Origin of the sequence: Streptomyces sp. NBC_00390, from assembly GCF_036057275.1 — a bacterium.
Classification (GTDB): domain Bacteria; phylum Actinomycetota; class Actinomycetes; order Streptomycetales; family Streptomycetaceae; genus Streptomyces.
Genome location: NZ_CP107945.1, coordinates 2,380,969 through 2,393,983 on the forward strand (window position 1 = coordinate 2,380,969; position 13,015 = coordinate 2,393,983).

Genomic DNA, 13,015 nt, shown 5'->3' on the forward strand with positions numbered 1-13,015 from the left:
CGGGTTAGGAGACCGCTTCGTGGAGGCGGTCCGCCTGCTTGTCCTTGAGCGGGCCGATCACCGACAGCGACGGGCGCTGTCCCAGTACGTCGCGGGCCACCGCGCGTACCTCGTCGGGGGTGACCGCGGATATGCGGGCGAGCATCTCGTCGACCGACATCTGCGAGCCCCAGCACAGTTCGCTCTTGCCGATGCGGTTCATCAGCGCGCCCGTGTCCTCCAGGCCCAGCACGGTGGAACCGGAGAGCTGGCCGACGGCGCGGCTGATCTCGTCGTCCGCGAGGCCCTCGGAGGCGACCCGGTCGAGCTCGTCGCGGCAGATCTTGAGGACGTCGTGGACCTGGCTCGGGCGGCAGCCCGCGTAGACGCCGAACAGGCCGGTGTCGGCGAAGCCCGAGGTGTACGAGTACACGCTGTAGGCGAGACCGCGCTTCTCCCGGACCTCCTGGAACAGCCGCGAGGACATACCGCCGCCGAGCGCGGTGTTCAGCACGCCGAGCGCCCAGCGGCGCTCGTCGGTGCGGGCGAGGCCCGGCATGCCGAGCACGACGTGTGCCTGCTCGGTCCTGCGGCTTTGCAGGTCGACGCGGCCCGCGGTGCGCAGGGCACGGTGTCCGTCCCGGGGCGGGGTGGGGACCGCGTCCGTACGGGACAGGGCGCCGGCCTGCTCGAAGGCGCGGCGGACCTGTCGTACGACCGTCTGGTGGTCGATGTTGCCCGCTGCTGCGACGACGAGGTGGGTCGGGTCGTAGTGCTTCTTGTAGAAGCGGCGGACACGGTCCGCGCCGAGTGCGTTGACCGTGTCGACGGTGCCGAGGACCGGACGGCCCAGCGGGGTGTCGCCGAACATGGTGTGCGCGAACAGGTCGTGCACGCAGTCGCCCGGGTCGTCCTCGGTCATCGCGATCTCTTCGAGAATCACGCCCCGCTCGGCGTCGACGTCCTCCTGCAGGATCAGCGAGCCGGTGAGCATGTCGCAGACCACGTCGATGGCGAGCGGCAGATCGGTGTCGAGCACCCGTGCGTAGTAGCAGGTGTACTCCTTCGCCGTGAAGGCGTTCATCTCGCCGCCGACCGCGTCGATCGCGGACGAGATGTCGAGGGCGGAGCGCTTGTGCGTGCCCTTGAACAGGAGGTGCTCGAGGTAGTGCGTGGCGCCGCCGAGTGAGGGCGTCTCGTCGCGTGAGCCGACGTTCGCCCAGATCCCGAAGGTGGCGGAGCGCACGGAGGGCAGGGACTCGGTGACGATACGCAGTCCGCCGGGAAGCGTGGTGCGACGGACCGTACCGATGCCGTCCTTGCCGGGGAGAAGTGTTTGGGTACGGGCGACGGCCCGCGCCTCCGAGGAGGTGCGGGCCGTCGTCCTGGAACTACGGGACGTCACTTGGCGGCGTCGTCCTTCGTCTCGGGGTCCGAGCTCTCTTCGCCCTCGATCACGGGGATCAGGGAGAGCTTGCCGCGGGAGTCGATCTCGGCGATCTCGACCTGGACCTTGGAGCCCACGGCGACGACGTCCTCGACGTTCTCCACGCGCTTGCCGCCGGCAAGCTTGCGGATCTGCGAGATGTGCAGCAGGCCGTCCTTGCCCGGGAGCAGGGACACGAACGCACCGAAGGTGGTCGTCTTGACGACCGTGCCCAGGTAGCGCTCGCCGACCTCCGGCATGGTCGGGTTGGCGATGCCGTTGATCGTGGCGCGGGCGGCCTCGGCGGCCGGCCCGTCGGCGGCACCGATGTAGATGGTGCCGTCGTCCTCGATCGTGATGTCGGCGCCGGTGTCCTCCTGGATCTGGTTGATCATCTTGCCCTTGGGGCCGATGACCTCACCGATCTTGTCCACCGGGATCTTGACCGTGATGATCCGCGGGGCGTTCGGGGACATCTCGTCCGGGACGTCGATGGCCTCGTTCATCACGTCGAGGATGTGGAGGCGGGCGTCGCGGGCCTGCTTCAGCGCGGCGGCCAGGACCGAGGCGGGGATGCCGTCGAGCTTGGTGTCGAGCTGGAGCGCGGTGACGAAGGTCTTCGTACCGGCGACCTTGAAGTCCATGTCACCGAAGGCGTCCTCCGCACCGAGGATGTCGGTGAGGGCGACGTAGTGCGTCTCGCCGTCGATCTCCTGGGAGATCAGACCCATGGCGATACCGGCGACGGGGGCCTTGAGCGGCACACCGGCGTTCAGCAGCGACATGGTGGAGGCGCAGACCGAGCCCATGGACGTCGAGCCGTTGGAGCCCAGCGCCTCGGAGACCTGGCGGATCGCGTACGGGAACTCCTCGCGCGACGGCAGCACCGGCACGATGGCGCGCTCGGCGAGCGCACCGTGGCCGATCTCGCGGCGCTTGGGCGAGCCCACGCGGCCGGTCTCACCGACGGAGTACGGCGGGAAGTTGTAGTTGTGCATGTAGCGCTTGCGGGTCACCGGGGAGAGGGTGTCCAGCTGCTGCTCCATACGGAGCATGTTGAGGGTGGTGACGCCCAGGATCTGGGTCTCGCCACGCTCGAACAGAGCCGAGCCGTGCACGCGCGGGATGGCCTCGACCTCGGCGGCGAGCGTACGGATGTCCGTGACGCCACGGCCGTCGATGCGGACCTTCTCCTTGATGACGCGTTCGCGGACCAGCTTCTTGGTCAGCGCGCGGTAGGCACCGGAGATCTCCTTCTCGCGGCCCTCGAACTGCGGGAGCAGCTTCTCGGCGGCGATCTCCTTGATGCGGTCGAGCTCGGCCTCGCGCTCCTGCTTGCCGGCAATGGTCAGCGCCTGGGCGAGCTCACCCTTGACAGCGGCAGTCAGCGCCTCCAGGACGTCGTCCTGGTAGTCGAGGAAGACCGGGAAGTCGCCGGTCGGCTTGGCAGCCTTGGCGGCGAGGTCCGACTGAGCCTTGCACAGGACCTTGATGAAGGGCTTGGCAGCCTCGAGACCTGCGGCGACGACCTCCTCGGTCGGCGCCTCGGCGCCGCCCTTGACAAGCTCGATCGTCTTCTCGGTGGCCTCGGCCTCGACCATCATGATCGCGACGTCGCCGTCCTCCAGGACGCGACCGGCGACCACCATGTCGAAGACGGCGTCCTCGAGTTCGGTGTGCGTCGGGAAGGCGACCCACTGGCCCTTGATCAGGGCGACACGGGTGCCGCCGATCGGGCCGGAGAAGGGCAGGCCGGCCAGCTGCGTGGAGCAGGAGGCGGCGTTGATCGCGACCACGTCGTACAGGTGGTCGGGGTTGAGCGCCATGATCGTCTCGACGATCTGGATCTCATTGCGCAGGCCCTTCTTGAAGGACGGGCGCAGCGGGCGGTCGATCAGGCGGCAGGTGAGGATCGCGTCCTCGGAGGGCCGGCCCTCACGACGGAAGAAGGAGCCGGGGATCTTACCGGCTGCGTACATCCGCTCCTCGACGTCCACCGTCAGGGGGAAGAAGTCGAGCTGGTCCTTCGGCTTCTTGGAAGCCGTGGTGGCCGACAGCACCATGGTGTCGTCGTCCAGGTACGCCACGGCGGAGCCGGCGGCCTGCTTGGCCAGGCGGCCCGTCTCGAAGCGGATGGTGCGGGTGCCGAAAGTGCCGTTGTCAATGACGGCCTCGGCGTAGTGGGTCTCGTTCTCCACTAGCGGTTTCTCCTACGTTTCGTCTTTTCGTCCATGCACCCGTGTGGTGGAGGACGATGATGGAGAAGCGCGCCTGGGGTGCGGGCCGGTCTTCGATCGAAGCACCCGGATTGTGGTGTCCGGGGGCCACTACCGAGGACCGGCGGCGAGGAGGCGGCTTCTCGCTCGATGGATGTGGCGTTGTGTGACCAGACTAATTGGCGTCCGGCACATCGCGCACGTACAGCAAAGGGAGCGGCCCCCTAAGAGTGGGAACCGCTCCCTTCACGGCGTCTTACTTGGCACCGCCGGCCGCGCCACGGCGGATGCCGAGGCGGTCGACCAGGGTACGGAAGCGCTGGATGTCCTTCTTGGCCAGGTACTGCAGCAGGCGGCGGCGCTGGCCGACCAGGATCAGCAGACCACGACGGGAGTGGTGGTCGTGCTTGTGGGTCTTGAGGTGCTCGGTCAGGTCCGAGATACGGCGGGAGAGCATCGCGACCTGGACCTCGGGGGAGCCGGTGTCGCCCTCCTTGGTGCCGAACTCGGCGATGAGCTGCTTCTTCGTGGCGGCGTCGAGAGACACTCGGTACTCCTCATGGTGTTCGTGCGCCCACGAGTGCCCCTGGTCTTTGTCTCAGGGGAGCTTCCGTGACTCGGAGGCGAAGGTCCGATGAGCGCTGCACTCCGGAATCTGCGGGACTCCGGGTATCGCGTACACAAACGGCCGTCACACAGCGTACCAGCCGCTTCAGGACGTCAGCGCCCGGATCGAGTGGTAGACGTCGAACACGGCGAGGCACAGGGGGATGAGCGTCAGCAGCACGAACGCCTCGGCGATCTCCAGGAAACGCCCCCAGAACGGCGTGACACCCTTGCGCGGCACGATCAGCCCGATGGCGATGATCAGCGCAGCGATTCCGGCGACAGCGGCGGCCAGCCAGATCGTACGGATGTCGAGAGCCGCGCTGTCGCCCCTCAGGGCGTCGCGCATCAGTGCCGCCGGAGGGTTCAGGCACAGCCCCAGCCCGAGCAGCGCGAGGGAGCCGAGACCCGCCGCGAGGGCGCAGCCGACCTGGGCCGTGTAGCGGAAGAGGTGGGCGCGCATCAGCATGGCGACGCCGGTGGCGAGAGCCAGCAGCTGGCCCCACACGTTGTCCGAGAAGCCGAGCACCGCCGAGGATCCGACGGCGACGAGGGCGCAGCCGCCGACGAGGCCCACCAGCAGCTCGTGGCCGCGCCGTGCCTGGGCGGCGATGCGCTCGCCGTCGACGGGCCCCTGGGGCTCGGGGTCGGACCCGTAGTCACCGACGGAGGTCCGGGGCGGCTCGAAGCCGATAGGAAGGCGGGCGAAGCGTGTGGAGAGGCCGGGCAAAAAGGCGAGGGCGCCCACGGCGAGCGGCGAGCACGCCGCGGCGGTCTCGGTCGGCTCCAGCTTGGTCAGGATGGCGACGAAGGTCACCAGCAGGCCGATGCCGGCAGCGAAGACGAACGCCACGAAGGGGCCGTCCCCGGCCGGCGCGACGATCATGAGGATCACGGCCACGACGAGGACGGCGGCGCAGGCGAGCAGGAACTGCAGCCTGCCGATGCCCTGCCCCTCCGCCGGCGCAAGAAGACCGGCGCCGGCCACAGCGGCATTGGCCATGGCACCGATACCCAGAGCGACGGCCGAGCCGCGGTCGTCGTACACCCGGGCGCGCACGCCGGCCAGGGCGAGCAGCAGGACGCCGGTGACGGCCGCCAGGATGCCCGGCAGGCCGTGCATGTCGTGCCGCGGGTCGGCGCTCCACAGGACGAAGGCGACCAGCACCAGCAGGACCGAACCGCCGAAGAGCCCGGCGCCGCGCATCAGGCTGTCGGTCCACAGCGTGCGGTCGCGGGCGACCGCGGAGGCGACGGCATCGGAGACATCGTCGAAGACGGCCGGCGGCAGCGACTCGGCGAAGGGCCGCAGGGAGAGCAGTTCGCCGTCGAGGATCCGCTGGGCGGCGAGCGAACGGGAGCCGTCGAGCACGGTGCCGTCGCGGCGCACCAGGTGGTAGCCGACGGGAGCGCCCGGTGCCGGGCTCTGTCCGGACAGGCGCAGGAGCTCCGGGTAGAGGTCCGCGACGGGGATGTCCTCGGGCAGTGCCACGTCGACGCGCCCGTCCGGCGCGACGACCGTGACCCGGCAGAAGCCGGTGCCGCCGCTGGACGGAGTCGCGGGAGCCGGCTGGCCGGCTCCGGTGGGCGCGGCTGGGGCCGTCATACTCACCTGCTGCTTCCCCTCGTGAATCTCTCGGATCGTTGGACTGGCGTTGCGCTCCGAATGACCCTTTTTTTGCGGTAGTTCATGGGTGCGCAAACACGTCGCGCCACCCTACCGCCCACCCGTTACCTCGTACGCCAGTAGGATCCCTCACCGCGGATGGAACCCGTCGCCACGGGGGCGCCGATAGGAACATTTCCATCCGGCAAGGGAATTGGTGAGCTGTGAGTCAGATCGTCGTCAAGCGCCCACCACGGGCCCTGCCGTCCGAAGTACCCAGCGAGCAGGTGCAGGTGCAACCCCCGCCCGAACTGCCCAGAGGGCAGCAGGAGGGCGCACTCATGCAGTTGCTGCCGATGCTGGGTATGGGCGGTTCGGTCGTCTTCTTCTTCATGACGCCGAATCCCATCATGCGGATCATGGGCATGATCATGATCGCGTCCACGGTCGGCATGGCCATCGCCATGCTCGTGCGCTACCGGCGCGGCACCCAGGGGCAGCTGGCAGATCTGCGGCGCGACTACCTGAAGTACCTGACGCAGACCAGGCGCAGCGTGCTGCGCACCGCGAGTCTTCAGCGGGATGCACAGTTCTATCTCCACCCCTCCCCCGAGCAGTTGTGGGCGCTGGTCGCCGAAGGCAGCCGGGTGTGGGAACGCCGTGTCGGCGATCCCGACTTCGCACAGGTACGCATCGGCCTGGGAAGCCAGCAGCTGGCCACCCCCCTCATCGCCCCCGACACCGCCCCCGTCGATGACCTCGAGCCGCTCACGGCCGGAGCGATGCAGCAGTTCCTCACCGCGCACGGCACCCTTGACGGCCTGCCCATGGCCGTATCGCTGCGCGCCTTCTACCACTTGACGGTGAGCGGTGAGCCGGAGTCCGTCCGGTCGGCGGCCCGCGCGATGGTCGGGTCGCTCGCCTCCCTGCATTCCCCCGAGGACCTGGTCATCGCCATCGCCGCCGGGTCGGAAGCGGCTGCGCAGTGGGAGTGGGCGAAGTGGCTCCCGCACGTCCAGGCCCCGGGTGCCGGCGACGGCGCGGGCAGCCGGCGGATGATCACCACCGATGCACGGGACCTGCAGGACATGCTCGCCGGGCGTCTCGACGGACGCCCGCGCTTCCAGGGCGGCAATCACCCGCTCCTGGACCAGCCGCACATCGTCGTCGTGCTCGACGGACAGTCGATTCCCGCCATGTCGGCGCTCGCGGCGGCTGAGGGTCTGCAGGGTGTGACCATCATCGAGGTCGTGCCGGGCGAAATGACCGGCGCTCGCGGCGGGTTGTCGGTGGTCGTGCACCGTGATTCGCTGCAGCTGGAGTCGGGACACGGCCTGGTGTACGACGGAGCACCCGACCGGCTGAGTCTCGAAGCCGCCGAGGCGCTCGCCCGCCAACTCGCGCCCCTTCGGGTCGCCTCGGGCTCGGACGACGACGAACCCCTGCTCGCCAACCTCGACTTCACCGACCTTCTGAACCTCGGTGACGCGGCGTCCGTCGATGTGAGCCGTACCTGGCGCCCCCGTTCCCAGTCGGAGCGGCTGCGCGTACCGATCGGCGTGGGCGAGGACGGCGCGCCCGTGATGCTCGATCTCAAGGAAGCGGCTCAGGAGGGCATGGGCCCGCACGGCCTGTGCGTGGGTGCCACCGGTTCCGGCAAGTCCGAGCTGCTGCGCACGCTCGTGCTGGGCCTTGCCGTCACACACTCCTCGGAGACGCTCAACTTCGTCCTCGCGGACTTCAAGGGTGGCGCCACCTTCGCCGGTATGTCCCAGATGCCCCACGTCGCGGCGGTGATCACCAACCTGGCGGACGATCTGACCCTGGTGGACCGCATGGGCGACTCCATCCGCGGTGAGCTGAACCGCCGCCAGGAGATGCTGCGTGACGCCGGCAACTACGCCAACATCCACGACTACGAGAAGGCGCGCGCCGCCGGCGCCCCGCTGCAGCCCATCCCGTCGCTCGTTCTCGTCATCGACGAGTTCAGCGAACTCCTCACCGCCATGCCGGACTTCATCGAGATGTTCGTGCAGATCGGACGTATCGGACGTTCGCTGGGCGTCCATCTGCTGCTGGCGTCCCAGCGGCTGGAGGAGGGCCGTCTGCGGGGACTCGAGACGTACCTGTCGTACCGGATCGGTCTGCGCACCTTCTCCGCGGCCGAGTCGCGTGCGGCGATCGGCGTGCCCGACGCCTACCAGCTGCCCAATGTGCCTGGTTCCGGGTACCTGAAGTTCGGTACGGACGAGATGGTGCGCTTCAAGGCGGCGTACGTCTCCGGGGTGTACCGCGACAACCAGCACACGGCTGTCGCCGGTGGTCCCCTTCCGGTGGACCGCAGGCCGGTGCCGTTCACCGCGGCCCCCGTCCCGGTCCGCTACATCGAACCCACCTCCCAGACACGGGTGCCGGACGCACGGACGGCCGAGGACGACGCGCTCGCGGACTCCGTACTCGATGTGATCGTGCGGCGGCTCGAGGGCCGGGGCGCGGAGGCGCATCAGGTGTGGCTGCCGCCGCTGGACAACCCGCCGCCGCTGGACGCCCTCCTGCCCGGCCTTGCCGATGTGGAGGGCCGCGGTCTGACGCAGCCCGGGTACGAGGGCGCCGGCCGGCTCGTCGTACCGCTGGGCGTCGTCGACAAGCCGTACGAGCAGCGCCGCGACACCCTCTACCGGGACTTCTCCGGCGCGGCCGGCCACATGCAGATCGTGGGCGGTCCGCAGTCGGGCAAGTCGACCCTGCTGAGGACGATCGTCTCGGCCTTCGCGCTGACTCACACTCCGCAGGAAGTGCAGTTCTACGGCCTCGACTTCGGCGGTGGCGGCTTGTCGTCCGTCGCGGGCCTGCCGCACGTGGGTGGCGTCGCATCGCGCCTCGACCCGGAGAAGGTGCGGCGCACGGTGGCCGAGGTGTACGGCATCCTGGCGCGGCGCGAGGAGTTCTTCCGCAGCTCGGGCGTCGATTCGATCGCCACGTACCGCAGGCTGCGGGCGCGCGGAGAGATCTCCGCCACGGAGCAGCCGTGGGGTGACGTCTTCCTGGTCATCGACGGCTGGGGCAACTTCCGCACCGACTACGAAGGCCTGGAGCCTGCCGTCGTGGACATCGCGGCGCGCGGACTGGGCTACGGCATCCACGTGATCCTCACGGCGTCGCGTTCGATGGAGGTCCGCTCCAACCTCAAGGACCACCTGATGAACCGGCTCGAGCTGCGTCTGGGCGACACCATGGACTCGGAGGTGGACCGCAAGGTCGCCGTCAACGTCCCGACGGGTGTGCCGGGACGCGGTATCACGCCGGAGAAGCTCCACTTCATGGGCGCCGTGCCGCGCATCGACGGCATCAACTCCGACAGCGACCTGTCCGAGGCCACGGCCGCGATGGCGCAGGAGGTCTCACGGCACTGGACCGCGCCGGGCGCCCCGTCGGTGCGGCTGCTGCCGCGCGAACTGCCGGTGCGGGACCTTCCGGCGGGCTTCGCGGAGCCGAAGCGGGGTGTGGCCTTCGCCATCGACGAGAACAGCCTGGAACCGGTCTTCGTCAACTTCGACCGCGACCCGTTCTTCCTGGTGTTCGGTGAGAGCGAGTCCGGCAAGTCCAACCTTCTGCGGCTACTCATCAAGCAGGTGACGGAGAGGTACGACGGCGACTCGGCCAAGTTCTTCGTGATCGACAACCGGCGCGCGCTGCTTGACGTCACCCCGGCCACGCACCTGGCGGAGTACGTTCCCATGTCCAACAACATGGACCACCACGTGGACGCGCTGGCCGACCTGATGCAGCGCCGTACACCGTCGGCCGATGTCACGGCCCAGCAGCTGCGGGACCGCAGCTGGTGGCGTGGCCCCTCCGTGTACGTCGTGGTCGACGACTACGACCTGGTGTCCACGTCGAGCGGCAATCCGCTGGCCAAGCTCACGGAACACCTGCCGTTCGCGCGCGATGTGGGCGTGCGTTTCATCATCGCCCGCAGCGGGGCGGGAGCGAGCCGGTCCTCGTACGAACCCTTCATGCAGCGGATGATGGAGCTCGGCGCACAGGGTGTGCTGCTCTCCGGCGACCCGCAGGAAGGCGACGTGCTCGGCGGCGTCAGGATGCGGCCGATGCCGGCGGGCCGGGGCGTCTTCGTCTCACGGCAGAGGGGGAATCCGCTGGTGCAGACAGGGCTCATGCCGGGCGAGCAGTCCTGATGATCGGGGCCGCGGTCTTCGCGGGCGTGTTCGCGGTGGCGTTCGTCGACTTCGGCCGGTTCGTCGACCCCCGCAAGCTTTAGGTTGATGTCGATACGGAATTGAAGCGTCCATCGTGGTACGGGATAAGGAGCCCTGCGAATGGCTTGGGACGAGTGGGAGCAATTGAAGGCATCGGCAGCCGAGAACGAGTCGGCGCAGATGCAGCTCAACGGGCTGCCGCCCGAGGACAGACCCAATGCCGGAAGCCCGCAGGGCGACCTCACGGTGCACCAGAAGGATCTGGCGAAGATCGGTGACCACGCCTTCACGCTGTACAACCGGCTGTGGAAAGAAGCACGCGTCACGAGCACGGACGGGGCCGGAACCGACCTGGACTCGCAGGGCTTCGCGCTCGGCAAGGCGCTGCAGCACGTGTCGACCCGGTGGGACAAGCAGCTCGGGTCCGTGATGGACGCGTGCGCGCTGATCTCGAACCACATGGACTTCACCAAGAACGCGCACGCCGGCGACGAAGTCTTCATCGAACGGCATGTGAGCAGCATCTACACGCTCGACGCCGGGTTCGACGAGGACTGGGCCAAGCAGGGCGAGAAGAACCCGGTGTACGGGGAGAAGGACAAGAAGAAGGACGAGGACTGAGGGCCTGATGGATTTCGACGCTCTGCACTCGGCCAACTTCAAGCTGCTCGACGACACGGTCACCGACTGGACGAGCATGCTGACCAAACTGGAAACGCTGAAGAAGGACGCCCAGGAGGGACTGCACGGTCAGGCCAACAAGGCCAACTGGACTGGCTACAACGCCACCGTCTCACGTGAGTTCATAGGCAAGACCGCCGGAGAGTTCGGCGATGCCGTCACCCAGGCGACGTCCATCCGCGACATCATGCGCGACACACGCGACGAGCTGAAGACGCAGCAGCGTCTACTTGAGGAGGCCATCGAGCGCGGCCGGCGCAAGAACCTCACGGTGACCGCGAACGGCGGCGGTTTCACCGTACGGGAGAACCCTGACAAGAAAGCACCGGGCGGTCAGTCGGACCTCGACGCCCTGCGCGATGAACTCCAGGGGATCCTGAACAAGGCGACCGAGATCGACAGCACCGCCGCCACGTCACTCAAGGCGCTGGTGGACCTCACGGACCACGGCTTCTCGGACGCCAAGTACAAGGACCGCGACACTGCCGCCGCCGCCGTCAAGGAGGCCGAGCGACTCGCGGCCCTGGCGAAGAAGAAGCCGGAGGACATGACGCCGGCGGACTTCGACGCGCTGAAGTCGGGCCTGGAGAAGTACTCCGGTGACGAGATCTTCGCCGAGCACTTCGCGACGACGCTCGGCCCGCAGGGGACACTCAACTTCTGGGCGGGCATCAACGACCCTCGTGCCGCGTACAAGGTCGGCCGCGATCGCGTGGACCAGTACGACGACCTCCAGAAGTACCTGAGCCTGACCCTCGCCACAGCCTCTCAGGCGGACACGCCCGAGATGTCCCGCTGGAAGGTCGACATGGTCAACCTCGGCGACCAGCCCATCTCCAAGAACAGCACCACCATGGGCTTCCAGGTCATGAGCAACCTCATGCGCTGGGGCGACTACGACGACCGGTTCCTGACGGACTACGGCACCAAACTGATCGAGACCGAGAAGAAGATGACCGACAACGGTCGTCACGTGCCGATGGCCTGGCAGCACATGGGAATGGACCCGCTCCTCAACCGCACGGGCTCCGACTCAGGATCCGACCCCATGACCGGCTTCCTCAAGGCTCTGGCGAACAGCCCGGACGCGGCCACCGACTTCTTCAACGCGGACTTCGTCACCAAGGACGAGGACCACGAGTTCGAAGAGGATTCCGACGGCAACGGCAAGAACGAGAAGCGGGAGCTGAGCAACTTCGACTACCTCTTCGAGGAGCGGGACTGGCCCCAGGAGAGGGACGACAAGGGCGAGGACAGCATCGAGGGCCGCAACAACCTGGCCCAGGCGCTCGAGGCCGCGACGACCGGTCACCCCGCGGGCGAACTGCCGACCGAGGACACTCCGCCGCACAGCCCGGAGCAGGCGCGGCTCATGGAGAACCTCGTGGCATCGATCTCCGAGGACAACAAGCGCCTCACGGATCACTCGTACATGTCGGACAGCATCGGCCAGATCGCTTCCGAATACCTGCCCGACATCAACCGGGCGACCACGGACACCAACCCGAGCGCCGACGCCACGCAGACGGAGAAGGAAGCTCGCGACCGGGTCGAGAAGCTGTTCCCCGTGGCCGGCAGCGAAGCCGTCATGCATCACCGGGACGTCTCACGGTTCCTGCTCACGATCGGTCAGGACCCCGAGGGGTACGCCGCGGTCGAGGTCGGCCAGAAGGCATACATGGCCAACCTGATGGACTACCACCTCAACCCGGACCTCCCGGCGGACCAGCGCTACAGCGGCAACAAGCAGCTGCTCGTCAGCGAGATCGCCCATGCCTCCGGTGAGGTCTCGGGAACGCTCAACGTCGGCCGTCAGGAGGCAGTCGCCGGCCCCGCAGAGGAAGCGGACAAGAAGTACGAACAGTCCGTGGCTCAGTGGAAGAACGCCGTGTCGGGCGGCATCGGCACCGGCATCGGTGTAGGAGTCTCGTTCATCGCGAGTCCGGTGGTCGGTGCCGCGGTCGGTGGTGGCGCCAGCACGGTGAGCAGCCTGATCCTGGAAGAGCTGTTCCAGGACGCCGAGGGCAACGCGAAGGACGCGGCGGGCGCGAAGATGGGCGAGGACTGGGAGAGCGGCCTGGACGCCAACATCAAGTACACCCAGAACGCCGCGGCCGAGGCCGCCAAGGCCCACAAGCTGCCCGACGAGGGCGACATCGCCGAGTGGGCACGCACGGGCGCACGGGACGGTTACCAGCACGGCGGTGACTTCTCGGGCCGTGTGGCACCTGAGCTCCAGACGGACATCTGACGCGTATCAACGGCGTCACAGACCCGAGCCGCT

At 68.2% G+C, this 13,015-nt stretch carries 7 protein-coding genes; 3 read left to right on the forward strand and 4 right to left on the reverse strand.

Annotation, left to right across the window (positions count from 1 at the left end):
* Positions 1–4: 4 nt before the first annotated feature.
* From OHS70_RS09735 to eccD, 4 genes are all read right to left on the reverse strand, one after another.
* Positions 5–1,384 carry a M16 family metallopeptidase gene (locus tag OHS70_RS09735; protein WP_328395747.1) on the reverse strand — a complete coding sequence of 460 codons (1,380 nt, stop codon included), beginning with the start codon at positions 1,382–1,384 and terminating at the stop codon, positions 5–7.
* Entirely contained in the window at positions 1,381–3,603 is a 2,223-nt protein-coding gene (locus OHS70_RS09740) for a polyribonucleotide nucleotidyltransferase (RefSeq protein WP_328395749.1), read from the reverse strand. Before OHS70_RS09740 ends, OHS70_RS09735 begins: the two co-directional genes overlap by 4 nt.
* 274 nt (positions 3,604–3,877) lie before the next feature.
* On the reverse strand, positions 3,878–4,168 hold the full coding sequence (gene rpsO / locus OHS70_RS09745; RefSeq protein ID WP_328395751.1) for a 30S ribosomal protein S15: 291 nt from the start codon (positions 4,166–4,168) through the stop codon (positions 3,878–3,880).
* A gap of 165 nt (positions 4,169–4,333) precedes the next feature.
* The gene (gene eccD / locus OHS70_RS09750) at positions 4,334–5,833 is read right to left on the reverse strand and encodes a type VII secretion integral membrane protein EccD (protein ID WP_328395753.1); all 1,500 of its coding nucleotides are present in this window, start codon (positions 5,831–5,833) and stop codon (positions 4,334–4,336) included.
* A 224-nt stretch (positions 5,834–6,057) separates the two neighbouring features.
* Here eccD and eccCa point away from each other — a divergent pair, with 224 nt between their 5' ends.
* The 3 genes from eccCa to OHS70_RS09765 all read left to right on the forward strand — a co-directional run bounded on the left by eccCa (position 6,058) and on the right by OHS70_RS09765 (position 12,982).
* A complete protein-coding gene (eccCa, locus tag OHS70_RS09755) occupies positions 6,058–10,029 on the forward strand; it encodes a type VII secretion protein EccCa (RefSeq protein WP_328395755.1) in 3,972 nt (1,323 codons plus the stop codon).
* Positions 10,030–10,170: 141 nt separating this feature from the next.
* Positions 10,171–10,671: a hypothetical protein gene (locus tag OHS70_RS09760; protein ID WP_328395757.1), complete on the forward strand. Its 501-nt coding sequence runs from the start codon at positions 10,171–10,173 to the stop codon at positions 10,669–10,671.
* Between the two features lie 7 nt (positions 10,672–10,678).
* Positions 10,679–12,982 carry a hypothetical protein gene (locus tag OHS70_RS09765; protein WP_328395759.1) on the forward strand — a complete coding sequence of 768 codons (2,304 nt, stop codon included), beginning with the start codon at positions 10,679–10,681 and terminating at the stop codon, positions 12,980–12,982.
* Positions 12,983–13,015 lie beyond the last annotated feature (33 nt).